The sequence below is a fragment of the Streptomyces sp. NPDC002838 genome (assembly GCF_040295365.1).
Taxonomy (GTDB): domain Bacteria; phylum Actinomycetota; class Actinomycetes; order Streptomycetales; family Streptomycetaceae; genus Streptomyces.
This window is the reverse complement of record NZ_JBEOVF010000074.1, coordinates 12,785-39,777: the sequence shown is the minus strand read 5'-3', so window position 1 is coordinate 39,777 and position 26,993 is coordinate 12,785. Positions and strand designations below refer to the sequence as shown.

At 69.8% G+C, this 26,993-nt stretch carries 28 protein-coding genes and 5 pseudogenes; 8 read left to right on the top strand and 25 right to left on the bottom strand.

The features are described 5' to 3' along the window. The first annotated feature begins 782 nt into the window (after positions 1 to 782). Entirely contained in the window at positions 783 to 974 is a 192-nt protein-coding gene (locus ABT063_RS46750; protein ID WP_351067320.1) for a hypothetical protein, read from the top strand. Between the two features lie 8 nt (positions 975 to 982). Here the strand turns inward: ABT063_RS46750 and ABT063_RS46745 are convergent, their stop codons facing one another. The 3 genes from ABT063_RS46745 to ABT063_RS46735 all read right to left on the bottom strand — a co-directional run bounded on the left by ABT063_RS46745 (position 983) and on the right by ABT063_RS46735 (position 2,109). Then, positions 983 to 1,189, bottom strand: coding sequence for a hypothetical protein (locus ABT063_RS46745; protein WP_351067318.1), 207 nt, complete (start codon positions 1,187 to 1,189; stop codon positions 983 to 985). An 81-nt stretch (positions 1,190 to 1,270) separates the two neighbouring features. Next, on the bottom strand, positions 1,271 to 1,630 hold the full coding sequence (locus ABT063_RS46740) for a hypothetical protein (protein ID WP_351067317.1): 360 nt from the start codon (positions 1,628 to 1,630) through the stop codon (positions 1,271 to 1,273). A gap of 23 nt (positions 1,631 to 1,653) precedes the next feature. Further along, a complete protein-coding gene (locus ABT063_RS46735) occupies positions 1,654 to 2,109 on the bottom strand; it encodes a hypothetical protein (protein WP_351067315.1) in 456 nt (151 codons plus the stop codon). Between the two features lie 839 nt (positions 2,110 to 2,948). On the opposite strand from ABT063_RS46735, the gene ABT063_RS46725 reads away from it, so the two are divergent. Beyond that, on the top strand, positions 2,949 to 3,377 hold the full coding sequence (locus ABT063_RS46725; RefSeq protein WP_351067313.1) for a Mu transposase domain-containing protein: 429 nt from the start codon (positions 2,949 to 2,951) through the stop codon (positions 3,375 to 3,377). A gap of 313 nt (positions 3,378 to 3,690) precedes the next feature. Here ABT063_RS46725 and gap read toward each other — a convergent pair whose 3' ends face one another. The 10 genes and pseudogenes from gap to ABT063_RS46675 form a co-directional block, all read right to left on the bottom strand. Then, the gene (gap, locus tag ABT063_RS46720; RefSeq protein WP_351067311.1) at positions 3,691 to 4,689 is read right to left on the bottom strand and encodes a type I glyceraldehyde-3-phosphate dehydrogenase; all 999 of its coding nucleotides are present in this window, start codon (positions 4,687 to 4,689) and stop codon (positions 3,691 to 3,693) included. A gap of 107 nt (positions 4,690 to 4,796) precedes the next feature. Further along, the gene (locus ABT063_RS46715; RefSeq protein ID WP_351067310.1) at positions 4,797 to 5,753 is read right to left on the bottom strand and encodes a GlxA family transcriptional regulator; all 957 of its coding nucleotides are present in this window, start codon (positions 5,751 to 5,753) and stop codon (positions 4,797 to 4,799) included. Between the two features lie 245 nt (positions 5,754 to 5,998). Continuing rightward, positions 5,999 to 6,409 carry a hypothetical protein gene (locus tag ABT063_RS46710; protein ID WP_351067308.1) on the bottom strand — a complete coding sequence of 137 codons (411 nt, stop codon included), beginning with the start codon at positions 6,407 to 6,409 and terminating at the stop codon, positions 5,999 to 6,001. 56 nt (positions 6,410 to 6,465) lie between these two features. Further along, entirely contained in the window at positions 6,466 to 7,215 is a 750-nt protein-coding gene (locus ABT063_RS46705; RefSeq protein ID WP_351067307.1) for a class I SAM-dependent methyltransferase, read from the bottom strand. A 54-nt stretch (positions 7,216 to 7,269) separates the two neighbouring features. After that, positions 7,270 to 7,404: a hypothetical protein gene (locus ABT063_RS46700; RefSeq protein ID WP_351067306.1), complete on the bottom strand. Its 135-nt coding sequence runs from the start codon at positions 7,402 to 7,404 to the stop codon at positions 7,270 to 7,272. Beyond that, positions 7,401 to 7,892, bottom strand: a complete 492-nt coding sequence (locus tag ABT063_RS46695) for a hypothetical protein (RefSeq protein ID WP_351067305.1) — start codon at positions 7,890 to 7,892, stop codon at positions 7,401 to 7,403. Before ABT063_RS46695 ends, ABT063_RS46700 begins: the two co-directional genes overlap by 4 nt. Continuing rightward, positions 7,892 to 8,857: an ISL3 family transposase gene (locus ABT063_RS46690; RefSeq protein WP_351067304.1), complete on the bottom strand. Its 966-nt coding sequence runs from the start codon at positions 8,855 to 8,857 to the stop codon at positions 7,892 to 7,894. Before ABT063_RS46690 ends, ABT063_RS46695 begins: the two co-directional genes overlap by 1 nt. A gap of 583 nt (positions 8,858 to 9,440) precedes the next feature. Further along, positions 9,441 to 10,505 (bottom strand): phosphatase PAP2 family protein, encoded by a 1,065-nt coding sequence (locus tag ABT063_RS46685; protein ID WP_351067303.1) that lies wholly within the window; start codon positions 10,503 to 10,505, stop codon positions 9,441 to 9,443. A 5-nt stretch (positions 10,506 to 10,510) separates the two neighbouring features. Then, positions 10,511 to 10,993, bottom strand: a complete 483-nt coding sequence (locus ABT063_RS46680; protein ID WP_351067302.1) for a hypothetical protein — start codon at positions 10,991 to 10,993, stop codon at positions 10,511 to 10,513. A gap of 554 nt (positions 10,994 to 11,547) precedes the next feature. Further along, positions 11,548 to 11,861 (bottom strand): annotated as a pseudogene (locus ABT063_RS46675) (DUF6009 family protein). Between the two features lie 710 nt (positions 11,862 to 12,571). Here ABT063_RS46675 and ABT063_RS46670 point away from each other — a divergent pair. The 4 genes and pseudogenes from ABT063_RS46670 to ABT063_RS46655 all read left to right on the top strand — a co-directional run. Beyond that, a pseudogene (locus tag ABT063_RS46670) lies at positions 12,572 to 12,661 on the top strand (hypothetical protein); the annotation flags it as partial. Between the two features lie 261 nt (positions 12,662 to 12,922). Then, positions 12,923 to 13,060, top strand: coding sequence for a hypothetical protein (locus tag ABT063_RS46665; RefSeq protein WP_351067326.1), 138 nt, complete (start codon positions 12,923 to 12,925; stop codon positions 13,058 to 13,060). Positions 13,061 to 13,197: 137 nt separating this feature from the next. Then, a pseudogene (locus tag ABT063_RS46660) lies at positions 13,198 to 13,350 on the top strand (IS5 family transposase); the annotation flags it as partial. Between the two features lie 192 nt (positions 13,351 to 13,542). After that, a pseudogene (locus tag ABT063_RS46655) lies at positions 13,543 to 13,704 on the top strand (IS5 family transposase); the annotation flags it as partial. Between the two features lie 266 nt (positions 13,705 to 13,970). On the opposite strand, the gene ABT063_RS46645 reads toward ABT063_RS46655, so the two are convergent. The 8 genes from ABT063_RS46645 to ABT063_RS46610 form a co-directional block, all read right to left on the bottom strand. Beyond that, on the bottom strand, positions 13,971 to 14,441 hold the full coding sequence (locus ABT063_RS46645; RefSeq protein ID WP_351067300.1) for a hypothetical protein: 471 nt from the start codon (positions 14,439 to 14,441) through the stop codon (positions 13,971 to 13,973). A gap of 147 nt (positions 14,442 to 14,588) precedes the next feature. Then, complete coding sequence (locus ABT063_RS46640) at positions 14,589 to 15,317, bottom strand: alpha/beta fold hydrolase (RefSeq protein ID WP_351067298.1); 729 nt, start codon at positions 15,315 to 15,317, stop codon at positions 14,589 to 14,591. Between the two features lie 34 nt (positions 15,318 to 15,351). Then, the gene (locus ABT063_RS46635) at positions 15,352 to 16,044 is read right to left on the bottom strand and encodes a maleylpyruvate isomerase family mycothiol-dependent enzyme (RefSeq protein ID WP_351067297.1); all 693 of its coding nucleotides are present in this window, start codon (positions 16,042 to 16,044) and stop codon (positions 15,352 to 15,354) included. After that, a complete protein-coding gene (locus tag ABT063_RS46630) occupies positions 16,041 to 16,871 on the bottom strand; it encodes a fumarylacetoacetate hydrolase family protein (protein WP_351067295.1) in 831 nt (276 codons plus the stop codon). The genes ABT063_RS46635 and ABT063_RS46630 overlap by 4 nt, the downstream gene beginning before the upstream one ends. After that, on the bottom strand, positions 16,868 to 17,995 hold the full coding sequence (locus tag ABT063_RS46625; RefSeq protein WP_351067294.1) for a cupin domain-containing protein: 1,128 nt from the start codon (positions 17,993 to 17,995) through the stop codon (positions 16,868 to 16,870). The genes ABT063_RS46630 and ABT063_RS46625 overlap by 4 nt, the downstream gene beginning before the upstream one ends. Further along, positions 17,985 to 19,661, bottom strand: coding sequence for a (2,3-dihydroxybenzoyl)adenylate synthase (locus tag ABT063_RS46620; protein ID WP_351067293.1), 1,677 nt, complete (start codon positions 19,659 to 19,661; stop codon positions 17,985 to 17,987). Before ABT063_RS46620 ends, ABT063_RS46625 begins: the two co-directional genes overlap by 11 nt. After that, on the bottom strand, positions 19,654 to 21,723 hold the full coding sequence (locus tag ABT063_RS46615) for an acetate--CoA ligase family protein (protein WP_351067292.1): 2,070 nt from the start codon (positions 21,721 to 21,723) through the stop codon (positions 19,654 to 19,656). The genes ABT063_RS46620 and ABT063_RS46615 overlap by 8 nt, the downstream gene beginning before the upstream one ends. Continuing rightward, positions 21,720 to 22,208 (bottom strand): hypothetical protein, encoded by a 489-nt coding sequence (locus ABT063_RS46610; protein WP_351067291.1) that lies wholly within the window; start codon positions 22,206 to 22,208, stop codon positions 21,720 to 21,722. The genes ABT063_RS46615 and ABT063_RS46610 overlap by 4 nt, the downstream gene beginning before the upstream one ends. On the opposite strand from ABT063_RS46610, the gene ABT063_RS46605 reads away from it, so the two are divergent. Then, the gene (locus ABT063_RS46605; protein WP_351067289.1) at positions 22,180 to 22,572 is read left to right on the top strand and encodes a dioxygenase family protein; all 393 of its coding nucleotides are present in this window, start codon (positions 22,180 to 22,182) and stop codon (positions 22,570 to 22,572) included. The genes ABT063_RS46610 and ABT063_RS46605 overlap by 29 nt on opposite strands. Positions 22,573 to 22,990: 418 nt before the next feature. On the opposite strand, the gene ABT063_RS46600 is transcribed toward ABT063_RS46605, so the two are convergent. From ABT063_RS46600 to ABT063_RS46585, 4 genes are all read right to left on the bottom strand, one after another. Next, the gene (locus ABT063_RS46600; protein WP_351067288.1) at positions 22,991 to 24,244 is read right to left on the bottom strand and encodes a multidrug effflux MFS transporter; all 1,254 of its coding nucleotides are present in this window, start codon (positions 24,242 to 24,244) and stop codon (positions 22,991 to 22,993) included. After that, on the bottom strand, positions 24,241 to 24,750 hold the full coding sequence (locus ABT063_RS46595) for a MarR family winged helix-turn-helix transcriptional regulator (RefSeq protein ID WP_351067286.1): 510 nt from the start codon (positions 24,748 to 24,750) through the stop codon (positions 24,241 to 24,243). Before ABT063_RS46595 ends, ABT063_RS46600 begins: the two co-directional genes overlap by 4 nt. Then, a complete protein-coding gene (locus ABT063_RS46590; RefSeq protein ID WP_351067285.1) occupies positions 24,741 to 24,989 on the bottom strand; it encodes a hypothetical protein in 249 nt (82 codons plus the stop codon). Before ABT063_RS46590 ends, ABT063_RS46595 begins: the two co-directional genes overlap by 10 nt. Positions 24,990 to 25,222: 233 nt before the next feature. Further along, on the bottom strand, positions 25,223 to 26,401 hold the full coding sequence (locus ABT063_RS46585) for an MFS transporter (RefSeq protein ID WP_351067283.1): 1,179 nt from the start codon (positions 26,399 to 26,401) through the stop codon (positions 25,223 to 25,225). A gap of 80 nt (positions 26,402 to 26,481) precedes the next feature. Between ABT063_RS46585 and ABT063_RS46580 the strand changes: the two are divergent. Continuing rightward, positions 26,482 to 26,739: pseudogene (locus ABT063_RS46580) on the top strand (hypothetical protein); the annotation flags it as partial. Positions 26,740 to 26,993: the final 254 nt, after the last annotated feature.

The following is a 26,993-nucleotide window of genomic DNA, read 5'->3' as shown; positions in this document are numbered from 1 at the left end:
TATACCGCGGGGGGCTCGGGGGGTTCTAGTGGGTGGGCCCCCAGAACTTTAATTTGCGGGCCCCGGGGGGGGGGCCGGGGTGCCGTGCTGGCACCCGGGCCCCGAGCTTTCAACACCATCTACCGGCCGACTGCGCCGGCCTTCTCTTTCCGCAGGTTCCGCCCGGGAGGGCGGGGCTGCGGGGATCGCGGATGCGTGACCGGGGACCACCTTCCAATCCGGGGCCTGCGGTACCCGAGCGGACCTCTTCCTCGCCCGGGCGATCCTGATGGCGTCTGCTCCTTACCTTCGGTTACTCGGCTGTACTGCTGGATACCGCGGGTACTGCTCGCAGCCCCTGTGGGGCTGCGTCCTGCTTGGCCTGCATGCACGGCAGTTCGTCTCTGCCGCACCCTCTTTGACTCTCTGAGTATGAAGAAAACAGTAACCCTGCGACGAGCCGATGTCTACCGTCGCCATGACAGGTTTTCTTCATGGTCGAGATTTGGGGTTCTGCCGCAGCTACACCCGGAAGGGTGCTTCCACGGGTTGGATCCCGGCCCAACGGAGCAGGAAGAACAGCCGCGACGGCCGTCGCCGACGCAAGGATGGAGGCCGGCATACGGTGCGCCTGGCACCGCAATCGATCCAGGGTGGGGTGGCGCATGAACGGCACCGAGACGACCCGCGTGGCGGCCCCCTACGTTCCCTTTGGCTCTCGAGGGCGAGAGTCCCGTCGACCATCCTCGTCGATGGTCCGGGACCCGGGAACCGACCCCAGAGACGGAGGAGGCCCTCACCTCGTGGTCGGCTCCGGACTCGCCACCAACGCTCTGTGCCACGGCGGCGGCCGCTACGGCCTTGAACTCGGAGACCAGTGGTCAATCGCGAGCGCGTTCCGGCTCACCGACTACGCCCAGGCCCGTCGGGCGACCGGCCGCACGGTGGCGTCGCTGCCGTTCGCCTACGAGATCCTGACGCCGTCGGCGGCCTGAAGGACTCGTCACCGACACTGCGGCAGGCCCAGGCCCGCGGTCAGCTCACCCCGGCCGAGCTGGTTGACCGCCATCCCATCGCCGACCGCGCGGTCCGGGACGTTCTCGTGCACTACATCGCCGAACGGTCCGCCGCCCTGGACTACGGCTCCCTGGAAGCCCAGCGGATGCAGTGGCTCGGCGAAGTCGCCGGACTGCAGGAATGCCTGCGGCACATCGCCACCAAGAAACAGCAGGTCGAACGACTACGAGAGCAAACTGACCAGGGCGAAGCCGGAGAGAACGCGCTCGGGCGATTACACTTCCCGGCGCCTCTCGCCAGCCCTTTGCAGCCATTGCTTAGCTGCGACGCTGTTCTCCTGGGCGACCCAGCAGTCGAAGTCCTCCAGCAGGTGTGCCGACTCGACCGGCTTGAGCCGAATCTGTGGGCGCTCGTCCATCCACCAGATCTCGAAGTCAGTCACGGTCCCCTCGGCCGGCCATCGGGCTGGGTCACGCGGGAGGAGGAGTACATCGACGAAGCCGCCTGCAGAGAGCCCCAGATCAATGAAAATGCCGATGGCACCGGGCTTGGGAACGCGTACGACGGTCCCGGTCAAGCATTCGCCGATCCGCAGTCGAGATCGCAGTTGCTCCCATGGTTCATCAACAGGCATCCCGCCATCCTGCCCGATCGGATCTATGGCTGGAGATCTTCGTGGAGTCCTTCGATCCTGCGATTCGGTCCAGCGTGGGCTCCCCCTACCTCCACCAGGCTCCAGCCCGGGTGTTCCTCTGAGGCTTCGGTATCCCGGCCCTCGTCGAGGCATTCGAGTATGGCAAAGGCCGTATCGTGAACGGTGCTCTGAACCAGACCAAGCAGGTCACCCGGGTCAGCACCAGCGGCAAGCAGCCGTTGAGCAGCAGGAATCGTAGTCAATGCACCTGCACGGGCCCACGAATCGACCGCCTGCCGGCGGATGGCCCGCAGTATGAGGAAGCGCGCGAGCTGCGGGATGTTCTCGCTGATCTCCGAACGCGTCCAGCCTTCGGGATCCTCAGCGCCCAGTTCTTCGAATCGATCTCGCAGCTCACCCGCCACGTCCTGCTTGTCCTTGGGCAAGGTGGCCAACCACTCCTGCCAGGCATCAGTCATCGCAGCAGCATGTCAGCACCGCCGAGCGCACCGGCGTCTGGGATCCCTGAGGAGGCAGGGTTCAGTTAGTGCGGAGAAGCAGGCTTTCGCCGCGCTGGTCAGGGCAAGAGCGAGCACCTCCTCGGTCTGTTCAGCCCATACGCCTTGCTGGCGGTCCGACGCAGCGAGCGGGCAGTAGCACGTCGATCTCCCGCCGGATCCGGGCTCGAGGACACGCTCGCCGGCACGCAGCTCGGCCACGGTGGTGGGGGTGCCGCAGCCGAGGGAAGCGGCAACATCCTGCCGACGCCTACACAGGAACTCGGATGGGGACGACACCCCGGGCCAACACGGCACAACCGGACCAGTAGTTGTTGAGCCGCCGTGTACGTGCAAGCCTCATTACGGATCACGTCGGATTCCACGGGTGTCTCTCAGGATGCTGTGCTGGCCCGTGTTCGGGTCCACTATTACGAGATCGGTACCGCGTCGTTCGATTGCCTTATAGCGCTTGTGCGGGATCATTTCCATGTCCTGGCCAACGAAAATGCCGCGCTTGATCGGTTCGAGCGGCCTGGCTGCCGGTACGGTGAACCAGAAGGGGACACGGCCCTCATCAGCGTCGGTGCGCGGTGCACCCGGGTGCCCATCCAAAGGATCCTTCAGGAGCTCGGCGGCCAAGGGGCCCTTCAGGACTTCCGCCGACAGGGGCTGCCACTTCACCCCCGTGCCCGAGGTCGACTCGCTGGCGGAGCTGAACGAGCTGGCCGAGCAAGTGGGACCGGCACGACGGACGGCGCCGGATCGGGTCCCGACCGCGGACGATCGACGAGTACTTCGAGGTCGAGCGCCCGCTGCTGATGCCGCTGCCGCAGGAGCCGTTCGAGACCGGGCGGGTGTTCACGCCGCGCGTCGACCGCTACAGCCAGATCGCGATCCGCACCAACCGCTACTCGGTGCCCGTCCGGCTGATCGGCAAGCGGGTCAGGGTGATACCGCACGCCTCTCACCTTGTGGTTTACGACAGGAACGTGGAAGTGGCCCGGCACGAGCGGCTGATCGCGAAGGGCGGCTGCCGCCTGGAGCTGGACCACTATCTCGAAGCTCTGATCCGCAAGCCTGGTGCTTTCCCTGGCGCGACCGCGCTGGAACGGGCCCGTCCGCAGGCAAGTTCACCCCGGTCCACGACGCGTGGTGGGCGGCAGCCGTCAAAGCTCACGGCGATACGGAGGACACCCGGGCACTCATCGAGGTGCTGCTGGGCCGGCACATCGCGCACGAGCATGTAGTCGCCGGTCTCGCGACCGCTCTGCGGGCCGGGGCCCTGACTGCGGATGTGGGCTTGACCAGGGGGGCGGGTCCGTCTGACAGCCGCCAGGTTCGAGGGGCGTCGCGGACTCTGTCTGGGGTGGCCATAGGCCATCGCGGGGCGACGCTCGAAGAGTGCCTTGACCGGCCGTGGCGCTCCCGCACCCTCCGGAAGCCGGGCGGACCCGCTTCTGTGACTGAGCGCTCTGGTTGGCCCGACTGGTCAACCAGAGCGCCCAAAGGAAGTGCTGGTCGGCGCGGTCGCCGGAGGCGGGGCACCACCCCGGCGTCCGGTCAGCGGGTGGCGAGGAACTCGAGCGTGTCGATCACGCGGTTCGAGAAGCCCCACTCGTTGTCGTACCACGCGACCACCTTGACGTGGCGGCCGTCGACGCGGGTGAGGGCCGAGTCAAAGATCGACGAGGCGGGATTGCCCGTGATGTCGGACGACACGAGCGGGTCGTCCGAGTACTCGAGGATGCCGGCGAGCGGCCCCTCCGCTGCGGCGCGGTACGCCGCCAGCACGTCGTCGCGCGTCACGTCGCGGGCGACGGTCGTGTTGAGTTCGACGATCGAGCCCACCGGCACCGGTACGCGGATCGAGTCGCCCGACAGCTTGCCGTCGAGGTTCGCCAGCACCAGGCCGATCGCCTTGGCGGCGCCGGTCGTGGTCGGCACGATGTTGACGCCGGCGGCCCGGGCGCGACGGGCGTCGCGGTGCGGACCGTCCTGCAGGTTCTGCTCCTGCGTGTAGGCGTGCACCGTCGTCATGAACCCGTGTTCGATACCGGCGAGTTCATCGAGGACCGCGGCCAGCGGCGCGAGCGCGTTGGTGGTGCAGGAGGCGCTCGAGACGATCGTGTGCACGGCCGGGTCGTAGGCGTCGGTATTGACCCCGAACGCGAGCGTGACGTCGGCGCCGTCCGACGGCGCGCTGACGAGTACCTTCTTCGTGCCCGCGTCGAGGTGGGCGCGGGCGGCCTTGGCCGAGGTGAAGCGGCCGGTGGCTTCCAGGACGATGTCGACGCCGAGTTCGGCCCACGGCAGCTGGGCCGGTTCGCGCTCGGCCAGCACCGTGATCCGACGGCCGTCGACGACGAGGGCGTCCCCGTCGACGGTCACCGGGCGCCCGAGCCGGCCGGCCGTGCTGTCGTAGGCGAGCAGCCGGGCGAGAGTGGCGGGCTCCGTCAGGTCGTTGACGGCGACGATCTCGAGGGCGCTGTCGCGCTCCAGCAGTGCGCGCAGCACATTGCGTCCGATGCGGCCGAATCCGTTGATGGCGATGCGAGTCATGAGTGATGTCCCTTCCCTTCCACACCAGGCTCGCCCGCGGCTAGCGCCGCTGACAGTGGCGGGATCGCCACGGTTCAAAAGGATCCCGCCACACGGTGCCGGGCGGGTCACTCGCCCCGGGTGAAGGTGCGCCGGTACTCGCTCGGTGTGGTGCCGAGGATGCGCTGGAAGTGCAGGCGCAGGTTCGCGCCGGTGCCGAGCCCGATGTCGGCGGCGATCTGTTCGACGCTGCGCTGCGAGCGCTCGAGCAGTTCGCGGGCCAGGTCGATGCGGGCGCGCATCACCCACTGCATCGGCGTGTAGCCGGTCTCCTCGACGAAGCGCCGGGAGAACGTGCGCGGCGAGACCCCCGCCTGCCGCGCCAGTATGTCGAGGGTGAGGGGCTCACCGAGCCGGTGCAGCGCCCACTCGCGGGTGACGGCGAACCGCTCGCCGAGCGGCTCGGGGACGCTGCGCGGCACGTACTGGGCCTGGCCGCCGCTGCGGTAGGGGGCCGCAACCAGACGCCGGGCCGCGTGGTTGGACGCGGCCACTCCGAGGTCGCCGCGCAGGATGTGCAGGCACAGGTCGATGCCGGAGGCGGCGCCGGCCGAGGTGAGCACGCTGCCCTCGTCGACGAACAGCACGTTCTCGTCGACCTGGACGAGCGGATGCCTGGCCACGAGTGCCCGCGTGTAGTGCCAGTGCGTCGTGGCGCGCCTGCCGTCGAGCAGGCCCGTGGCGGCGAGCGCGAAGGCGCCCGTCGAGATGGCGGCGAGCCGCGCGCCCCGGTCGTGGGCGGCGATCAGTGCGTCGACGACGGCCTGCGGCGGGTCGTCGCGGTCCGGGACCCGGTAGCCGGGGACGAAGACGATGTCGGCCCACGCAAGCGCGTCGAGGCCGTGGGCGACGTAGTACGCGAGGCCATCGCCGCCGGCCACGAGACCGGGTGTCGCCCCGCACACCCGCACCTCGTACGGCATGCTCGCGCGGGTCGTGAAAACCTGCGCGGGAATTCCGACATCGAGCGGCTTCGCACCCTCGAGCACAAGGACGGCGACGCGATGCAGGCGGGAGGCTGGCACAGGAAGAGGTTACGTGGGGCGTGACTTCGATACGCCCGCTGCGCGAACCGGGCAGACGACACACCGGCCGGGCTGTCTTCCACATTGCAGTCCACCGCCCGTCCCCCCTTCGCCCGCCTCCAGCCGATCTGAGACCAAACCCGCGCTCAAGAGGAACCTCTACCCTCCACGCTCTCCAGGACCCCATCAGCCCCGTCGGGCCAAGCCAGCCGCTCACGGGCCGACTGAAGCGCTCAGTTACAGCTTCACAACCATCGGCCACCTCGCTCGGTGGGGAACAAGAGCAGGCCTGGGGAACGAGGTGAGCGCTGGTGGAGAATTTCAGAGAGCCCCAACAACATGTCGCTGACCTTGACCGGAGACTCCGCGGACACCGAGCCGCTGCTCGTCACCGTGAGGACCGACTCCACATCCCACTGGCGTTCAGAAGCCCCGATCTCGGTCCACTCCGGATCCAGAAGCTCCAGGACACGGTCCGGCGAAGCACGCACCTCGGGATCGAGAAGCCGCATCTCTCCATCGACGGCCGCTTGCACGGCCCGCTCACTCTCATCCGTCATGCAGGAACCCTGCGGACGCTGCTCGCCAAGGCACAGCGAATTGATCACTCGACGCGGCGACGGCACGGTGGCGCCGTCAAAGCTCGGTTCTGGCACCGGTCTTGGGGACCGGTCGCGGAGGGTGATCCCGGACCTTCTCAGAGGCGAGGCGGTCAGGTGGTTTGGAGCCGGAAGTGCAGCAGGTCGGTGGCATCGGCAGGGGCGGGCTTGCCGTCCGGATCGGTGACCGCGGTCACGGCCAGGCCGGCGGTCGTGGCCAGCTTCTCGAACTGGTCCCGGGTATACCAATGCATGATCCACGGGCGCTCTTCGATGGTGCTGTCTGAGCCGTGGTGCCGTTCGTAGCGTAGAAGCGTCGTCTGTGTCCGGGCTGTCTCGTCGCGTTGCTCAGCGACGACGGATACCCGGAGCTCGGCGCCGTCGGATGCGGCGGCCGTGCGCACCCGACCGATCTGTTCGGCGGGGGTCGGTGCGGGGGTGAACAGGGGCACCAGGGCGGTGCCGCCCTCCGCCAGGTGAGCCCGGATGCCGCGCAGGGCGGCGAGCGCTGTGGCGTCATCGGGGAGCAGGGTGAAGGTCGGCCCGGCGAGGAAGATCGCCCGGTAGCGGCGGGGCAGGTTCAAAGCCTCCATGCGCTGGTGGAACACGGTGGCACGGATGTCTTGTTCGTCTGCCCGGCGTCGGAGCCGCTCCAGCATGTCGGCGGAGGAGTCGACGCCGTCGACGTCCAGGCCGCGTCGGCGCAGTTCGAGCAGGGGCTCACCGTCTCCGCACCCCAGCTCCAGTGCCGGCATGCCGGTTTGCTGAATGAAGGCTGCGTAGGGTTCGGGGTCCTGGGAGAAGGACTTCAGCGGTCCGTAGATCTCCGCGACGATGCCGGTGTAGAAGTCAGCTGGGGCCACGCTCGTCACCCTACGCAGCCCCGTCCGTACGTTCACTCGAATATCGAGTGTGGGTCACTGCAGCAGGATCATCTTGCGGAGCAGTTGGAATCCCGCTCGTCCGCAGAGTTGCCTCTTGATCTTTTTGATGCGGTTCACGGCGCCTTCGGTGCCGCCGGAGTTCCAGTGCAGGGTGAGTCCGGCCGTCACGGCGTCGAGGTCCCGGAGCAGGTGGAGTGCGAAGCCGGTGAGGCCGGCAGCTGACTGCCGTCAACGGCGTCGTTCCAGGCAGGGAGCGTGGGACCGAGGCGATGGGCCATCATCTCACCCAAGTCGCGGACAGGCCCTGCGGCGGCGTCCAGCTCGGGGCAGCGGGCCAGGACGCCCTTCAGTGCGGCGCGGTCGTCCTCGCTCAGGGCTGTGGGATGGCGGGTGAGCCAGCCGGTCACCTGCCGCACCGTCGGCGGTGGAGGCTTCGCCTGCCGCGAGATGGCGCGCAGGATAGCGATGTAGGCGCGGACCATCTGATGGGTGACGGGGGCGTTCTCGGCGAGGAGCTCGCGGTGCAGGAGGGTGACGTTCGAGCAGCCCGCGGCGAACCGCTCTTCGAGGTAGGGCTTGTAGGGGTCCAGCCTGCTGGACCGGGGGCGGTTCTCGCGGAGGGTGTCCTGCCAGTGCACGGCGCGCGCGTAGCGCATCACGGTGTTGAGCCCCAGCCCAGGTGTCGGGCGATCGCCCGGCGCGAGTGGCCCTGCGCGAGCAACTCGTGGACCAGGTCGTGCGCGGTCTTCTTGTGCTGAGCCCGTCTGCCGACTGGCTCCCGGTCGGCAGGCTCCGAGCCGTCCGGCGGAGTGTCGGCGCTCGTCATTTTGAGCGGTGCCGGTGCTCGTAAGCACTCCCTGTGAGCGGCGACGCAGGTCTCCACGGCCCGGCCGAGGCCCTGCCACAGGGGGAACCGGTCGGCGACCTGGAGGGCATCGGGGGCGCCGAGCCGGGCGCCCTCGGCGTAGGCGCCCGCCCGGTCCCGGCAGATGATCTCCACGCCGGGGTGGGTGGTCAGCCATGCGGCCAGCGGCCCTGATTCGCGTGTCGGGAGCACATCGACCACGCGATGGGTTTCGCCACAGGTCAAAACGGTGGAGTAGGTCTGCCCTCGGCGGATCGCGAAGTCGTCCACTCCCAGCACGCGCGGCGTGCTGAACAGCGGGTCCGGCAGTGCCGTGACTCTGCGCAGCAAGGTCATCCGCCCCGCGTTGATGCCAAGTTGGCCCGCCAGGCGGGCGCCGGCCCGTCCGGCGAGCACGAGGCCGACACGTTCCAGAGCGTGGTTGAGCCGTGTGGTGAAGCGCGCGTACGGAGTGGTCAGCCGAGCGAACGGCTCGGCGAAGGTACGGCGCGGGCAGTTGCCTGCACCGCAGATGATTCGCCGGACCGTCAGCCGGATCATGACGCTCTGCCCGCCGAGCGGGAGATCCTTCAGCCTGCGCTGGTAGGAGTCGTGCACCCGGCCCGAGAAACGACCGCAGTCAGGACAGGCTGCCCCGGCTGCCCTGCCTCGCACCACCACGTCGACCGTGCCGAAGGCGGCGGTCACCGTCTCGACGTATACGTCGTCGATCCCGCCGAACACGAGAGAGTCCCAGAATGATGCGTTGGCCTGCATGACCAGTACCGTCACCGGCCACAGCGGAGGCTGTCACAGACCTGACGGAGCGTCACTCCAGCCTGTCAGGCGGCAGGGCGTACGCGGTCTCACGCGAACCGGCCCTCGCGCTATCGAACACCTGGTGACCCTCCGCGACCGGTCCCCAAGATCTGTGCCAGAACCCAAAACTCGCGAACATCTTCCGACGGGGTGATCAACAACTGCCTCCGGAACTCATGCACAAGTGCTGCCGCCAGACGTGAACGAAGCCACCGGGCGGACCAAGGCGGCGCGGACGGGGTGGGGGCCGGAGGGCTGCACGATCGCTTGCCAGGGGTCAGTCGGGTCCGGGGCGGACTGGGAGACGAGCGCGACACTCTGGCGCACGCCTGTTCTCGCCGCCGCTGCACTGGCCGCGCTGGCCGCTGCCTCACCCTCTGGGTGGACAGCCAGGGCACCGAAGACCTGCCCACCCTGGTGGATCAGGCATTCAAGCTTTGCACGGCTGAGCCCGCGAGGACCCGGGCATCGAGTTGTCCGGTGAGCGGGGCAATTGGCCACCAACAGGCCATTCAACTCATGGAGCAGATCGAGCTCTCCGTCACCGCACCCCTGACCGACGATAGTCTCCTTCTTGCCGTGCCACGCCCCATGCAGCATTGATACGCGGGGCCAACAGGCGGCCGATCACGCCCACTGCCAGGCCGGCGATCACGTCCGTCACGTAGTGCCAGCGCAGGTACAACGTCGACACTGGGATAGCCACGAGCAACGGAGAGATCAGCCAATAGAACGTCCGGCAGTCCCGCCACGCGAAACAGCCGACGAGAATGATGGTCGCCACGTGCAGGCTCGGGAAGGCATCGACGCTGATGCTGTGCTCCAGATAGCTCCTGATCCAGAAACTGTCGCCCAACGGAACGGTGAACCGGTCGGCCAGCCCGTACCAAGGTCCCACGGCGGGCACCAAGAAGTACCCGACATAACCTGCGGATTGAACGAGCACCAGCCCCAGCAGCAGGTCGGACCACTCGCGGTCGCGGCGTCGCGCACACAGAATCACGCTCAGCGCCAGAATCGGAACCCACTCACAGGAGTAGGCGAAACCCAGCACCGCCGTGACGGCAGGACTGACCAGTGAGTCGATCACCGGCAGTGGGTCCCGGCCGCCGAACAGCCACCGGTCTGCCGCGGCCAGCACCGGGTCGTAGTTTCCTGGATGAACCATGGGTACGGCCCAGCGCAGGCTCGGATAGACGGCCAGGCACAGCACCACCGCAATCACGTCACGGACTCGCCGGCCCCAATGCGGCCTCAGACTGTGCCAGACAGGGAAACACATGGCCGCGCCACACCACACAGCGATCAGCCCCGCCGAGAGAGCGAGCGCGGCACGGGAGTCCGGGTGAGCCACCGCTGACGGCTGACCTGCGGCAAGTACAGCCACGAGGGCCACGAATGGCAGAGCGACGACTTCCTTGGGATCCAGCACGCGGACGACCGCGTCCGCCACCGAGCACTTCGGTGTCCGCTCGTACTTCGGCGGCCGGTCGGTGGCCGGCGCCCGCTTCACCGTGTTCTTCGAGATCCCCAGGTGCCTCGCGATCGCCCCGGATCGGCATCTGATCGGCCCATGCAGCCTGCGGATCTCCGCCCAGTCCTCCACACAGATCACCTCTTCCCTCTGACTTTGATCACCAAGGTCAGGGTCAGAGGAAGATCATCAAATGGGTCACTGTTGATCCGCCACGCGCACGCGTTGTGCGTGTCGATCGGCAGTACGGTTGACCTCTGACCTGGCACGGCTGGCTTACGACTTCGCCCAGGAACTGCAGAGCACCTTGAATGCGACGATTCGTCCGCCAGGGCGGGGGCGTGCTCGGCGGGAGGGGGGAAGCACCCGGGCTCCGGTTCCTCCGGATAGCCCGCGGCGGTGAAACCCCGCAGCCACTCGCGTGCGCAGCGCTCATTCAAGGGCAGTCGGGCCGCGAGTTCCTGGCTGCCGGAGGGCCTGTTGGCGGCGAGATCCTTGAACAGGCCCAAGCGGTCTCCCAGGTGGCACAGACCGGTGGTCATCGTCCCGCTGAGGTCCCCGAGCGCCTTCTCCATGAAGGCTTCAACCTTGGCTTCTTCCAATGCGCGCTGCGCCGCCATAGTGTCCCTCCTGGCCGAGCACGATCGCGGGATGCGACCGGCCTGGACAGCGAAGCACTGGGCTGCTGTCGTACGTTGCCTGCCACCACGGGCAAAGGACCTTGGACCGGATCGCTTCACCCAATCCGAGTACCGGACGCACCGGGCCCGACGGTTCGCGTCCACGCCGAAGCGATCCTGAACCCCTCCAGCGTTGTCAGTTCTCATCGCCATCTGGGTGCCTTGTGATCGCCCCACTGACAGAACCACTCCCCGCCCCGGAGTCGACCTGGTGGGCAGCCCGACCACACGACGGCGCAGCCCCAACTGTCGAATCGGCCGTGGCGAAGCTCTGTGGCCGCTACGCGGCGCGGGTCCCGGGTGTGCGCCGACGGCGAGCGTGGCGCCGTGGGCCGCATGCGCTCCGAGTTCGTACAGCATGATCGGCTGAACCGTCTCCTGGCAGAACCAGAAGCTGGCAGGTGCACAACGAGCCACCGTCCCATGGGCCTTGATGCCGCGGGCCCCGTACATGCTGGTTTGCCGGGTTCATGACGGTGGAGGGGCGGGCCGCCTTAGGAGCGTTCGGTCTTGTAGCCCTTCACGCGGGCTTGGGGTCGATGACCTCAGCGGGAGCGCCCTTGGCGTACAGGCCCTCGGGCTGGCTGTCGCGGTCGTGGGGCAGGAGCCAGAAGACGCGGCGGCGGAAGGTGCCGGAGGCGCGAGCGGCTTTGGCGGTGGGGCGCAGGAGGGCGTAGCCGACCATGCGGCCGTCGCGGTGGTAAGCCGGCTTGCCTTTGCGGGTGGGCAGCCGGTCCAGGCTCTGGCGGACGTAGTCGAGTTGGTCGATGTCCTCCAGCCACACGATGTCGGCTTCGTGGCCGAGCATCCAGCGGGTCAGAGGGGACCGTGCTCTGGAACGAGCGTCTCGCAGCTATCACACAGCACGAGAAGGACCCGCCGGCTCTCACGCAGTGAGCCATCGGCACCGCACTGTTCGCAGACACCCTCGCTGCGGTCAGCGAAGTCATCAGTGACAGCCCGCAGGCGTGCGTACTCCGCGTCCGTCCAGTTGCCGACATGTTTCCACGGCCGCGGAAACGCATGGAACGCCAAAGACCCCCACTTCTGCTTCACGGCCAAGAGCTCGTACTCCGGGAACTCCGCGACGACCGCCTGATGGCACTGAAGCACCAACTGCCGCCAGCCAGCTCCCACATCAAAGTCGTACGAAGGGTCTCGCAAGTGTTGCCTGACCGGCTCCAGCACGTCGCCTGCAGCCGGAGAAGTCCCAGCCATTCCGCCCCCTCACGCAGCAATGGCCCCGATCTTAGGGTCCATGACTTGCGCGACGTGATCCATAAGAGAAACAGCAGCATCCAAGCCTGTCCTACCTTCCAAGCCTGGGTCTGAGGGCGGTCATTCGTAAGATCGTCGGACCCAGGGGTTCCGGGTCGTTTAACGTCCCAGCTTCGAACGCGACTCGAACCTGACCCAGCGTTTTCGCAGTTCAGCGGACGTAAGGATGGCCTGTCACGCTTCCGGACGGAGTTGTATTATGCGTGTCTGACCGATGCGCTGTTGTGCGCGGACGGGCCGGTGCGGACGCTGATCGACCTGGCGCTCGCGCCGGGACACCGCCGCGGGCACGGGGCCCTCTACGGCGGCCTCAACCAGGGACGGGTCGACGTCGCCCTGCTGAGTCGTACACTAGGCGGGATGCCATTGCCCAGGGCGGGGACGGTCGGATCGTGCTGGCCGCGGACGTCTCGCCCTGGCTGCGGTGGGACACCAACGCGCGCCCAGACCGGTCCTTCTGCCACCTTCGGCAAGGGGGGAGGGCAAGCACCAGATGGTGCCCTGCTGGCCGTCCTCGATCGTGGCCGCACCTCGTGTGGACGGCAGTGCTGGACGCGGTCCGGCGCCAAGTCCGGCGCCGATGTCGCCACGGTGACCACGGTCCAGATCCGCCAGGTCGTCGAGCGACTCGTCGCCGCCGGCCAGTGGAAGCCGGGTGACCCGGCGGTCCCGGCGGTCCTGGTGGTGCTGGACGCCGGATACGACGCACCCGCATCGCCCACCTGCTGAACGACCTGCCCGTCGAGATCCTCGGCCGGCTCCGGGCACCGGAGCGCTCTGCGTGGTGAGCGGGCGAGGCGGGCAGAGGTCAGGGCGAAAGATGGAGATGGGTGCGCTTGCCGTCGTGGTGCCTGCTGAGTGATGCGCAGGGCCGGGAGGCCGAGCCCAGCGCATGCGCCATGGACACACAGAGCATCAAGACCTCCACGCGTGCCCCTGCTTGCGGTCAGGGTGTTGACGCAGGCAAGAAGGTCGTGGGCCGCAAGCGGAGCGTCGTCGTCGACACCGTCGGCCTGCTAGGGCCCTTCTGATGGATCTCCGTGGGAGAAGGAGCAGCGTCCGGTGCGTGCTCTCGGCGTGCCGCGCAAAAGCCCTCGATGGGGGAGGCGCTACTTGGGCTTTCGCGCGGTGCGGCGAGAGTCCGTGCCGGGAGTCGCGACGCCGCGGAGATCCATCAGAAGGGCCCTAGTGGCGGTGCCGCGAGCATGTAGGACTCCGTTGCCGGCCAGGCCCCATTGAGAAGGTCGCCACCGAGCACCCGACGGTCCGCAAGACTTGAGTCGACGGCGGATACCGCCAGCACCTCGTCGAGCACGCCGCCACCCTCGGCAGTCGACATGCACATCGTCCGCCACAACCCCACCGCAAGAGGCCATGAACGTTCCACCGCAGCAGAAGCCGAGCCGATCCGAGCGAGCGCGTCGGCCGGTTCCGCTGCTCCCACCAGTACGCCGTCCGTATTCGCCGGCCCAGTTCAGCGGGCGGCCACTCCCACCGGATGCCGGTGCAGAGCACGAACAGAATGCCGCACAGCCCTTTGCGGTCGTCCAGCGCCTTTCGCCCCGTTGACCGAGCCACCCGGCCGGAGGACACGACCCCAGCGCATTCCGTTGGGAGCTCCAAGGGGGCGTCCGCGCGGTCAGGGACTGCCGCAGTCCTTCCAGATACCGTCCTCCTTGACCAGAAGGAGCTCGATACTGTTGTCCGGGATTTCCTTGATGTGGGTCGTGGCCACGGCTCTGGTCTCGCTCGGTTGCGTGACCTTGTCGAGGACCAGGTGGATCGCACCGGGGTACCGCAGCGGGCGGTCCGGACCGTCATGGGCACGGCGTTCGTCGGCGCATGCGTTGGCGTAGAGGTCGTGGTAGGTGGCCTGTGGGTCGCCCATGACGTCGATGAGCCGCTGGGCAGCTCCCTCAGGGGTGTTGTCGTATCCATCCGGCCGAGTCACCAGTACGGTCAAGACGATGACGATCCCGGTCAGAACGCCCACTCCTGCGATCCAGGCCGGCCTCCGTCGCCACCAGACCGGTCGAGGCCCTTGCGACAGCGTGCCGTCCGCAGACGGCTCGGAGGGGCCGGGCACCGGCATCGGGTCGTCGTTCGCCATCACGTCTCCCCTGCTCGCATCCGCGCTGTCGGTGACCTCGCTGAGGCTTGTCTAGCAGTCGGGATTCGGGAGGGGTCCCGCCACCACGGAGGACGGCACCGGGCGGGGACGTCGCGATCGCGCGGTTCGCGTGGTCGTGATGCCGTTCTACGCCGCGCAGGCGCGGACGAACGCGTCAGCCAGTTCGGCGGGGCGGGTGAAGCAGCCCTCGTGGCTGCCGGGGGCCTCTATGACCAGCGGGTTCTTGAGCCGCTGGGGAAAGCGGTCGGCCCATGCCCACTCCCCCGGAAGGGAGAGGTCCTCGGTGGACAGGATGTAGGCGGTGGGGATGTCTAGGGCGGTGAACGCCGTCATGTCCGGCTTCTCGGTGAAGGTGCCCAGGGGCTGCGGGACAAGCAGGGCATGCACCATCCGCTGGGCCTCCTCACCGGCGTCCTGCATGAACGCCTGCTGCCAGACCTCCAGCGGCAGCGTCACCGTGTCGTTGCCGGAGGCGGCCGCCAGGGCATGGAACATCTCGCCGTAGTGCGGCGGGCACGCCTCGATCAGCGACTCGCCGTCCTGCGGCACGAACGCGCTCCAGAACACCAGGCGCCGTAGCCGGGAAGCGAGCTTCGGTGCCGCGCCGGTCAGGACGTAACCGCCCCAGCTGTGACCGACCAGAGTGATGTCGTTCAGCCCGGCACGTTCGACGTGGTCCACGAGGCTGTTCACGCAGTCGGTGAGCGTCACGCCGCGCGGGTCGTCGTCGGTACCCAGGCCGGCCAGGGTGGGGGTGTGCACCTGGTGCCCGGCGGCTCTCAGCTCGTTCGCGACCGGGCGCCAGGCCCAACCGCCGTGCCAGGCTCCGGTCACCAGGACGAAGGTCTCGCTCATGTCGATCTCCTTTGATCAAGGGGGAACAAACGGGTCACAACCAGCTGGGCAGATGAGGCGTTTCGCCCGTGATGTGCAGCTCTTCGGAGCCGCCCCGGCCGGTGAGCCAGGCGGCGAGGGCGTACGGCGGTCCCGTGACCGTGACGCCGGCAGAGGGCGTGCCGAGTGCGACAGTGCCGTGTCCGTCCGCCTTCAGTTCGGCGCCGGCGCCGATCCGTGCCGACATCCACCCCGCCACGTCCCTCACCAGGGCCCAGGCGAGGTCGGGCGGCAGCGCGTCCATGCCGACGTCGACGCGCAGGTCGACCAGGTGGATCCAGACCTCCCGGCCCCTGAGCCACGGCACTTCCGACGCGAGGATCTCGCGACCCTGCCCGCTGACCACCGCGGCAGACCAGGCGTCGTCGGAGAGCGCCTCGGCCGCCTTCCGGAAACGGGCCGCGGACTCCCGTACGTCCGCCGACTGTTCGGCGAGCGGCCGTCCGGCGCCCGCCTCGATGTCGGTGGCCCGCTGATCCGGCGAGGCGTACATCGGCGTCGGGATGCCCGTGCGTGCCCAGGTCAGCAGGTTGACCAGGGCGTCGGCGTTGCGGGCGAGGTGGGTGAGGACGTGGCCCCGGGTCCAGCCGGGCAGGGCCGAGGGCTCGGTCACCGCGTGCGCGGGCAGCGCGTCGATCGCCCGCTGCAGTCGGCGCTGTCCGTCCTCCACCCACTCGAGGGCCTTCACGGCTTGTCCTCGACGATGGTGTTCACGCACTCGCCGACGCCCTCGACGACGGTCCGCACGACCTGACCGGGCTTCAGGAAAACCTTCGGGTCGCGGGCCGCGCCGACCCCGCCCGGCGTACCGGTCGCGATGAGATCGCCCGGCTCCAGCGTCGTGAACCGGCTGATGTACGCGGCGATGTCCGCCGGGTCGAAGAGCAGGTCCGAGGTGCGCGAGCGCTGCATCACCTGGCCGTTCACCTCGCAGCGGATCTCCAGATCGGCCGCGTCACCGAGCTCGTCGCCTGTCACCAGCCAGGGCCCGGCCGGTGTGCTGGCCTCCCACGCCTTGCCCTGCAGCCACTCCGGGGTACGCCACTGCCAGTCACGCATGGAGATGTCGTTGACGACGGTGTAGCCGGCGATCGCGGCCGCGGCCTCCTCTTTGGTGGCCCGGCGCAGCGGGGCGCCGACGACGAAGCCGAGTTCGGCCTCCCAGTCCAGCTGTTCGGTCTCGCCGGGGTGCACGATGTCGTCGCGGGCGCCGAGCAGGCAGTTGGCGAACTTGGCGAAGAGGGAGGGGTACGAGGGGAGTTCGCGCCCCATCTCCAGGATGTGCGTGCGGTAGTTGAGGCCGACGCAGAAGATCTTGGAGGGGGTTGGGACGACCGGGGCGAGGTCGAGGGCGGCCACGTCGTGCGCCGGGCCGTCGGCGGCGGCCGCGTAGGCGCGCCAGTCGGGGCGGCGCAGCAGGGTGCCGACGTCGGGGGCACCGGTCTCCACTGCCTGGTCGCCGTCGAGGCGGACGGCCGCGGTGCCGTCGGCGGTGCGGATGGTGGCGAGCTTCATGAGGTGGTGCTCCCGGTGTTCTCGGCCGTTTCGGGCTCGGTGGTTTCGGTGCGGGCGAGGTTCAACGCCTCGTACAGGGGCGCGTCGTTGAAGGTGAACAGGTCCAGCTGCGTGTGCGCGGCGATGGTCAGCGCGTACCAGGAGGGGACGGCGATCAGATCGCCCCCGGCCACCTCGATCACGGTGTCGTCGAGGGTGACGGTGCCGCTGCCGCGGAAGACCTGCCAGACCGAGGACCCCACGGTGCGGCGGGTCGCGGTCGTGGTGCCCGGGCGCAGGCGGTGCATCTCGGTGCGCAGGCTGGCGAGGGCGTCGCGGCCGGTGGCGGGGTTGGTGAACCGGATGCCCGCGTGGCCGGGCTCGATGACACCCGGGTGCGCCTCGTCCTCCAGCTCCAGCTGAACGATGAGGGCGTCGTCGGTGTCGGCCCAACGGTAGGCCATCAGCGGGGAGTTGGGGCTGTCCGGGGCCGCGATCGGCCGTAGCCCCGGGTGGCCCCACAGCCGCTCGTTCCGCGACCGGGACGGGGTCGATCGGTCCGACACCCCGTCCTCGCCGAACTCGAAGAATCCGGCGTCCAGGCGGTGCACGAGCGGGATGTCGAGCCCGTCCAGCCAGACCATCGGCTCGTCACCGACATGGTGGTGGCCGTGCCAGTGCATCGACGGGGTGAGCAGCAGATCGCCGGGGCGCATCTCGACCGCGTCGCCGTTGACGACCGTCCACACGCCCTCGCCCTCCAGGATGAACCGGAACGCGCCCTGCGAGTGGCGGTGCGCGGGGGCGACCTCGCGCGGGCCGAGGTACTGAATCGCCGCCCAGAGGTTGGGAGTCGCGTACGGCCGTCCGGGCAGGCCGGGGTTGGCGAGCGCGATCGCGCGGCGCTCACCGCCGCGCCCCACCGGCACCAGGTCGCCGGACCGGCGGGCGAGCGGGAGCAGGGTGTCCCACTGCCAGACGTGCGGCACGGCCTCCGGCTGCGGGGTGAGCGGCATGAGGTTGCCTATCTCGGTCCACAGAGGGATGAGCCCGGCCGCCGCGAAGCCGTCGTACAGCTTCCGGAGTTCGGGGTCGGTCTCCTCCGGGGCTATGACGGGCGCCATGCCGTCGGTGTCACTGGTCATCGTGGGTTCCTTCGGCGTCGAGTCGGCGCGCGATGTCGGCACGCAGGGCTTTCTTGTCGATCTTTCCGACCTTGGTGGCGGCGAGTTCGGGGACGGTCACCAGCCGGTCCGGGAACTTGAAACGCGCTATGCCCGCGCGTTCCATGACGTGGTGGACGTCGTCGAGGGTCACCGTGTGGCCCGGTTCCGGTACGACGTAGAGGCACACCCGCTCACCGAGCTGGGCGTCGGGCATCGCCACGGCGGCGGCGCGGGTGACACCGGGGGTCTGGTAGGCGAAGTTCTCGATCTCCTCGGCGGAGATGTTCTCGCCGCCCCGGATGATCATGTCCTTGTCGCGGCCCTCGACGACGAGGTTGCCGTCGGGTCTGAGCCGCACGATGTCGCCGGTGCGGTACCAGCCGTCCTCGGTGAACGCGCGGGCGTTCTGCTCCTCGGCCCGGTAGTAGCCGCGTGGGGTGTACGGCCCGCGGGTGAGCAGCACGCCGGGTGTCCCGTCGGGGACCGGGTTGCCCGACTCGTCGACGACGAGCAGTTCGTCGTCCGCGCACATGGGGCGCCCCTGCGTCGTGCAGATGACGTCCTCCGGGTCGTCCAGGCGCGTGTAGTTGAGCAGCCCCTCGGCCATGCCGAACACCTGCTGGAGCGTGCAGCCCAGTTGGGGGCGTACGCCGCGGGCGACGTGGTCGGCCAGCCGGGAGCCGCCGACCTGGAGGACGCGCAGCGAGCTCAGGTCGGCCTCGGGGTGGCCTGTGCGGTGCTCCAGCCAGCGCTGGGCGATGGCGGGGACCACCGCGGTCGCGGTGACGCGCTCGCTCTCGATGAGCGCGAAGGCCTTCTCGGGGCTGGGGGAACCGAGCACCACGCGCCCGCCGCCCAGCAGCGTGCCGAGCAGGCCGGGGCAGGCGAGCGGGAAGTTGTGTCCGAGGGGCAGGGCGGCGAAGTAGACCGTGTCCGCGCCGAATTCACAGACCTCGGCGCTGCGACGGGCGTTGTAGAGGTAGTCGTCGTGCGTGCGTGCGATGAGCTTGGGCAGTCCGGTGGTGCCGCCGGAGAGCAGGAAGACGGCGATCGAGCGGCTGTCGGGACGGTACGTGTCCACGGCGGCCCGGGCCTCCCCAGCCGTGTCGGGCGCGCCGCACAACTCCCTCAGATCCACGGCATCGTGGCCGACCTTGTCACCCAGTACGAGAACGTGCCGGATAGTTGGTGAACCGTCAGCGATCTCGAATGCCATCGCCTGGTGGTCGTGGTCCTTCAGGAAGTCCGGCACCGCGACGGCCACCGCCTCACTGTGCTCGACCAAGTGGCCGATCTCGTGTCTGCGGTGCCCGGGCAACGCCATCACCGGAATGACGCCGAGCCGCAGACAGGCGTACGTGAGGACGACGAACTCGACGGTGTTGGGCAGCTGCACCACGAGCCGGTCGTCCGGGCGCAGGCCCAGCGCGGCCAGGCGCAGAGCCGCGGCGTCCGCGCGCTCGGCGAGTTGCCGGTACGTCAGCCGCCGGTCGCCGTCGACGACCGCGATCGCTTCGGGGACGGCGTCGGCGGCGGCGTGGAGCCGGTGGCCGAGGGTGTGGCCCTTCCAGTAGCCCTTCGCGGTGTAGCGCTCGGCGTAGTCCGCCGGCCAGGGCACAGCGCCGTTGCTGCTCGGCCTAGGCATGGTCGTTCTCCTCAGCGGGTGGAGCGGTGTGCACGATCACGGCGTCCAGTGCGATCAGCCCGTCGGCGGTGAGCCGCAGTGGGTTGATCTCGATCTCGGCGGTGTCCGGGCTCGCGGCCAGGGCGGCGGCGAGCCCGGCCGCGACCCGCCCGAACTCGGCCCGGTCGAGCACCGGGCCCCCACGCCAGCCGTCGAGCAGCGCGCGGGCCGCTAGGTCGTCGGGCATCCCGGATGCCTCGGCGACGGACAGCGGGGCGAGCCGGATCGCCACGTCGGCGAGCGCCTCGGCGGCCGTACCGCCCAGCCCCGCCAGCACGACCGGCCCGAACACGGGGTCCCGCCGCACGCCGAGCACGAGGTCGACGCCGGGCCGGGCCATGGCCTCCACCAGGTAGCGGTGATCGGCGCCGATGGCGTCCAGTGCCGCGTCGAGCTCGTCGGGGGTGCGTACGCCCAGGTGGACTCCGCCGACCTCTGTCTTGTGCAGGACCGCGGCGTCGAGCACCTTGACCGCGACGGGCCCGCCCAGCAGGCGCAGGGCGTAGTGGGCGTCGGCGCGGGTCTCGCAGGCGACGCGGTCGGGGGTGCGGATGTCCAGCCCCGCGAGGAAGGTCTTGGCGGCGTCCTCGTCCAGAAGGCCGGAAGGGACGGAAGGGACGGAAGGGGCCGTCTCCTGCACAGGCCCGTCGGCCCGCGCGGCCCGCTGTCGGGCGTGCGTCACCAGAGCCCGTACCGCATTCGCGGCGGAGGCAGGTCCGGTGAGCGCCGGAATCCCCGCCTTGTGCAGCCGCGCCCGCTGCTCGGCGACGTCCTCGGGAAGGCCGCCGACGGCCACCACGGCCGGGGAGTCCGGGCCGAGGCCGGCGTCCTGCGCGGCCGAGGCGAGGTCGACGCTGTCCGGCTCGGTCAGGGCGTAGACGGCGAGCAGGTCCACCGCCGGATCGGCGGACGTGGCTGCGAGAACCCGGGCGAAGGTCCCGGCGGGCCGGCCGGTGTCGACCGGGTTGCGCTGGTAGGTGAGCGGGGGCAGCAGCTCGCTCAGCGTGGCCTGCGTGGTTCCGGCCAGCTCCGGTATCCGTATGCCGTCGGTGCCCGCCCGGTCCGCCAGCAGCAGCCCCGGCCCTGCCTGGGCGGTCACGATGCCGAGCCCAGGGTCCGGGTGGGGGCCCAGCTGAATGCGGGAAAGAGCCGTGAGCGCGTCCACCATCTCCCGTTCGTCGTCCACGACCACCGCCCCGGCCTGCCGCAACGCGGCCCGCGTCGTACGCCAGGAGGTGGCGAGCGCACCGGTGTGCGACCGGGCGAAGTCACCGACGTCGCTGCGGCCGACGACGAGTGCCACGACCGGCTTGACGGAAGCCACCAGGCGTACGGCGTCCACCAGCCGTGGCCCGTCCGGAACCGTCTCCAGGTGCAGCGCGACGGCCGTCGTACGACGGTCCTTCCCGACGTGCTCCAGGACGTCCGCGGCGGTGACGTCGAGGCCTGCCCCTATGCCGACGCCGAGGCTGATGCCGTTCCCGGCGGCGGTCAGGTCGAAGGAGAGCGCGTGGTTGACGCCGCCGCTGGCCGCGACCACGGCGATGTCGCCGGCGGGCAGTTGTCCCGCCGCGGGCACGAAGCTGGCCGTCAGTCCCAGGTGGGGGGCGAAGAAGCCGGAGGTGTTGGGGCCGAGCAGTCTGATCTCCGTCTCTTGGGCGACGCGGCGCAGCGCGTCCGCGTGTGCCTCGCCCTTGGGGCCCGCCTCGCCGAAACCGCCGGCACAGACCAGCGCGGCACGGCAACCGGCGGCGGCCGCTTCGGCCAGCGCGTCGGCGCAGCCGGCCGCGGGCACGCACAGGACGGCCAGGTCGAGCCGCTCGTCGGTGTGCGCGGCCGCTTCGGCGACGGAGGCGTACACACCTGCGCCGGGGTCGGGGCGGCGCGCGTTGACCAGGGCGCGGGTGCCGGGGAATGCGGCCAGCGAGCGGGCCATGGCGGCGCCCAGCTTGCCGCTCTGCCGTGAGGCGCCGATCACGACCACGCCCTCGGGCGCGAACATCGGCGTCAGGTCGGTGCTCATGCCTGCTCCCCCGCCACCAGGTCGGCGCGCCCGGACAGCAGCAGCGTCTCGGCCCGGTCGTCGTCCATTCCGTCCTCCACGATGAGCGCGGGCACACCGTGCACCAGCCGGGCCTGTTCGGCGAGCAGCGACCGGGTGAGCGGGGTTCCGTGCTGTACGGCGATCAGGTTCGGGGGTGTGTCGCCGGCCAGGGTGTCGGCCAACTGGTCGTAGATCTGCGGTAGTTGAGCCTCACTCGCGGGTGCGGTGAGCCACAGACACCCCTGGGGGCGCAATGTCGCGAGGACGGCCGATGTCAGCAGCCGTCCGCCGAACTCTCCGAACGGCGTGTCCAAGGGATCCCGCCCGTCGTGTGTGTCCCGCCAGTCCCGTACGACCGCGTCGACGAACTCCGGGTCGCGGCGCCCGATCCGTTCCTTGCCGATGCTGCGGGAGATGAAGTGGAAGGCGAACTGCGTGGGGGCGAACGCGTTCTGGGGGCTCACCCCCACGCCGTACCCGATCCCCGACGACGGCCCCGTCGGCCGGCTCCTCCATCACGCCGGCCGCTCACCGATGCGCGCGCCGCACCTGCACTTCAAGGTGACAACGCGCGGGTTCCAGCCCCTCATCACGCACATCTTCGTCGCGGGCGATCCTTGCCTGGACGGCGACTCGGTGTTCGGCGTGAAGGAGTCGCTCGTCCGTCCCTTCGACCGTCACGAGGCGGGCTCGCCGACGCCGGACGGCCGCCGGCTGGAAAGCCCATGGACCTCGGCGCACTTCGACATCGTCCTCGGGAAGCCGGATCACGACATCGAAGGGCCCGGACTACTCTCCTCCCCGGGCGCGAAGTCCTCCACGAAGTAGCTGTCGTGCCGGATGCGAAACTCACCAGGACATGTCGACGGCGCCCGGCGAGACGGTGCTGATCCGAACCGGCGCGAGTTCGGTACTCCGTTGTCCGCGTGCCCCGGCGACACCAATGAGCCGTACAGGGGCCGCTTCCTCGTGCACGTCACGCAGCACGAGTGAAGGGGGCAGCTGGCCCGGGCACGCCGGAAGCGGGGCCTGCCGCCGAGGTTGATGAGTGGAAGCCCTGTGGCCAGGGCGTGGTCGAGCAAGTGCTGAGTGTCGCGCGCAGGCCGGGACCGATCAGGTGCCGCCGGGTTCGATGACCACCCTGTCCCGCCACGCATATCCGGGACGCCTTCCCGCCGCGGCCCTGGACGCGGTCGAACCGCAGTACGCCCAGCGCGGCAAGCAGCGGCGAAGAACTCACCGCCGGTCACTGACCGGAATCCTGTTCGGTCCTGCTCTGCCGTCGGCAGACGGCCGCCCCCACGGTCGCCAGCGCCAGGAAGGCGCCCATCACCAGCGCCATGGGAGCGGCGCTGCCGGTGCCGAACAGGCCGACGAGCGGGGACGCGGCGGCGCCGAAAGCGAACTGTGCCGCGCCCAGCAACGCGGAGGTGGCTCCCGGGGCATCCCGCCCGCGGCTCTGCCCCACCGTGGTCAGGGACGGAAAGAGCAACCCGAAGGACGAGACCGACACCAGCAGGCACGCCCACGTCGTCCACAGACCGCTGCCCACCGTCGAGGCGAGGGTCAGCAGGACCAACTGGCCCGCCAGCCCCGTCGCCGCGCCGACGACCATCAGCGTCTCGGGACGGCGCCGACGGGCCAGTCGCCCGTAGAGCAGTGAACCGCCCAGATTGCCGAGCGCGTTCACCCCGTAGACGATGCTGCTCATCGCGGGCGACAGGTGCAGCAGGTCGTGCAGGACGAACGTCGCCCCGGCGATGTAGGCGAAGGTCGCGGCGCCGGTGCAGCCCATCGTCAGCACCGGCACGAACACGCCGGGCCGCGCCGCCACCCTCCCGGTGGCCCGCAGCGCGCCGCCGACCCCGCCTTCCGTGCGCCGCTCACGCGTGAGCGACTCCGGCACACCATGCGCGATTCCCACGGCCAGGACGGCTCCGGCGAGCGCCAGCGCGACGAACACGAACCTCCACGGCGCCACGGCCAGCAGGCCCCCGCCCAACACCGGCGCCAGCACCGGCCCCAGCGCCCCGATACCCGACAGGGCCGCGTACACCCGAGACAGTTCGGGCCCGCGGAAGAGGTCGACGACCACGGCCCGCCCGACCACGATGCCCGCCGCGCCCGCGACGCCCTGCCCGAAACGCAGCACCGTCATCGCCTCGATCGTCGGCGCGACCGCACACCCCAGACCGAACAGGGCGAACGCGGACGTACCCACCAGGAGGACGGGCCGTCGGCCGACCATGTCACTCAGGGGCCCCAGGACGAGCTGTCCGGCGATGACTCCCAGCAGAAACGCGGTGAGGGACAGTTGCGTTCCAGCACTCGTGGTCCCCAACGAACGTGCCATGTCCGGCAGTCCGGGCACATACATGTCCGTAGCCAGCGGGCTGGCCGCCCCCAGACCAGCCAGGACCGCCAGGAGCAGCCCGTGTGACGCCAGGGACCGGTCCTCACCGAGGCGTTGCCGCCCCTGCTGCACCCGGCGCGTCGTCACAAGGGCCCCGCCGTTCCGCGCTGCGCCGCCCCGCCATCGGCCCGTTCCCGGTCCGCCGACTCGGCGTCCACGCCGGCCAGTTGCTGCATGAGCTCACCGGCCAGCCGCAACAGCCCACGCTCGGCAGGCGACAGGTGCCGCGCGAGCGCCGCCGCCAACCAGGCATTGCCGTCCCGCACATGGTCACGCAACGCCTGCTCGCCGACCGCGGTCAGCGTGATGTCCTGGCGGCGCTTGTCGGTGCTGCTGCGGCTCCGTGTCACCCTGCCCTGATGCTCAAGGTCCTGCAGCACCCGGGTCAGCGACTGAGCCTGCACCCCCTCGATCGCGGCCAGCTCACCGACCGCCAAAGGACCGCTGTGCCTGAGATGAGACAGCAGGGAGGCGGACAGACGCGTCAGCGGCTGAGCACTTCCCGGCTGCTCCGCCCGCAGCCGGGAGGCCAGTCGCGAAATGCCCCACCGGAGCTGCTCGGCGGTATACAGATCCTCGTCACTCACACCCATGGAACCAAGCTAAGGCTTAGGTGTTCACCAAGAAAAGCCAGCTGGCTCCAAAAAGTGCCACGCTCTTGCTTACTTTTACGGCCCGGTGTGTCGATGCGGACCGGCACATCGCGTCCGTCCAAGTCATCGCAATCGCCGGGGCGGAAGGCACTGATCGAGGCAAGGTGGTCGTGCCCCTGCGTGTAGGTCGGGAAGCGGAAGACCGTCAGCCACGGCCGCTTCCCGATCAGCTCGCGCATGGCGGCGTCGACGTGGTGGCCGCATGCGGCGGTGTGGCAGTGCCCCTCCGAGCGAGCCGATGTCCGCCGACAGCTCGTTCCGGGCCGACACTTCGCGCGAGCAGGCCGGCACCTCGGAGGAGGCAGGGAAGGGCCGTCCGGCGTACCAGCACCCACGCCGGCACATCCGTGTCGAGCGTTCCGGCGAGGTCTCGAGCGGCCCGTGAGGGCGATGATGCTCGTGGGGATCAGGGTCAGTGCGCCGATGACGGTGCCGACCACGGCGGGACCGGTGGAGCCCCGAGGGTGGAGTCGAGGGCGAGTCCGGCGCCCCAGGAACCGGCCGCGGTGCCGAAGTTGAACGCCGATACGGTCAGGGCGGACCCCAGGGTGGGGGCCTGGCCCGCGAAGCGGACGGCCCGGGAGATCAGCACCGGGTTGGCGCCGAGCCCGAAGAGCCCGAGCAGGGCGACCAGCACGACCGTGGGTGCGGCGAAGCCGGACAGCAGGCAGATCGCCAGCAGGATGACCGTGGTCGCCGCGGCCGCCATGGTGGTCGTCGCATGCGGGCGGACGTCTCCGAGCCGGCCCCCGACGAGGAAACCCGCCAGGGCGCCGGCGCCGAAGCCGATGAGTACCAGGGACACGAGCCCGGCGGCGAGCCCCGCCCGGTCGGTCAGCAGTGGTGAGATGTAGGTGTACGTCGACAGCACGCCGCCGGTCGTGGTCGCGCAGGCCGCCAGCACCAGCCAGAGACGACCGGAGCGCAGGGCGGACAGCTCGGAGCGGATGGACACCGCCTGGTGGTCGGGGCCGTCATGGGGAACATGGCGGGCGATGAGCCCCATGGCGGCCGCGCCGAGCACGGCGAGAGCCCAGAACGGTCCCCGCCAGCCCGCAAGCTGCCCGGCGAAAGCACCGAGCGGCACACCGACGACATGGGCGAGCATGGCACCCGAGCCCACCACCCCCAGAGCCCGCGAACTCGCGGCGGGCCCGGCGATGCGGGCGGCCACCACATTGGCCGCCGCCCAGAACGCCCCGGTCGCGAGCGCCGTCAGGAACCGCGCCGCCAGCAGCGGCGCGAAGCTGGAGCCGAGGGCGACGATGACGTGTCCGGCGGCGAAGACGCCCAGGGCGAGCACCAGCGTCAGCCGGCGAGGCAGCCGCAGCGTCAGCATCGCCGTCAACGGCGCGCCGACGATCATCCCGACGGCGAAGACCGTGATCAGCAGCCCCGTCCGGGCCACGCTCCCCCGCAGGTCGCCGGCCATCTCCGGCAGCAGCCCCGCCACGACGAACTCGGTCGTACCCATCAGGAACGTGCCCAGTGCCAGCACATACACGACGAGCGGGAGCCGGGTGGGCGGACGCTCGCGGTCTTCGACACGCACGTCGCCGGGCGCGTGGAGGACTCCTCCTCGCGTGCTCAATTTCCATCTCCAGAAGGGGTTGTGATCGCGCTTTCGATCCCACGAAACCTTCTTCGTCGCGCGTGGAGAAGGTCGCGTTTATGGGGGGGCATAAGCTCAACCTCCCTCCGCGACGGTCCATGGCTACCGTGGAGGGCATGGACCACCGACCCGGCGACCGCGCCGACATCCGGGACTTCCTCGCCAGTCGGCGCGCCAAGATCACCCCGGAACAGGTCGGACTTCCCGCCGGCGGCCGGCGCCGGGTCCCGGGGCTGCGGCGCGAGGAGGTCGCCGTTCTCGCCGGCGTCAGCACCGAGTGGTACACGCGTCTGGAGAAGGGCCACATCAGCGGCGTATCCGAGGACGTTCTCGAGGCGGTCGCCCAGGCACTGCGGCTGGACGAGGACGAACGTACCTACCTGTTCGATCTGGCCCGATCAGCCCGGCCCGCCCGCCGCCCCGCCGCAAGGACGTCGAGATTCCGCCCTCCGTCCAGTGGCTGCTCGACTCCACGACGATGTCCGCCGCGTTCGTGCGCAACGGCCGTCTGGACGTCGTCGCCACCAACGCGCTGGGCCGGGCCCTGCACGCGCCGATGTTCGGCAGCGAC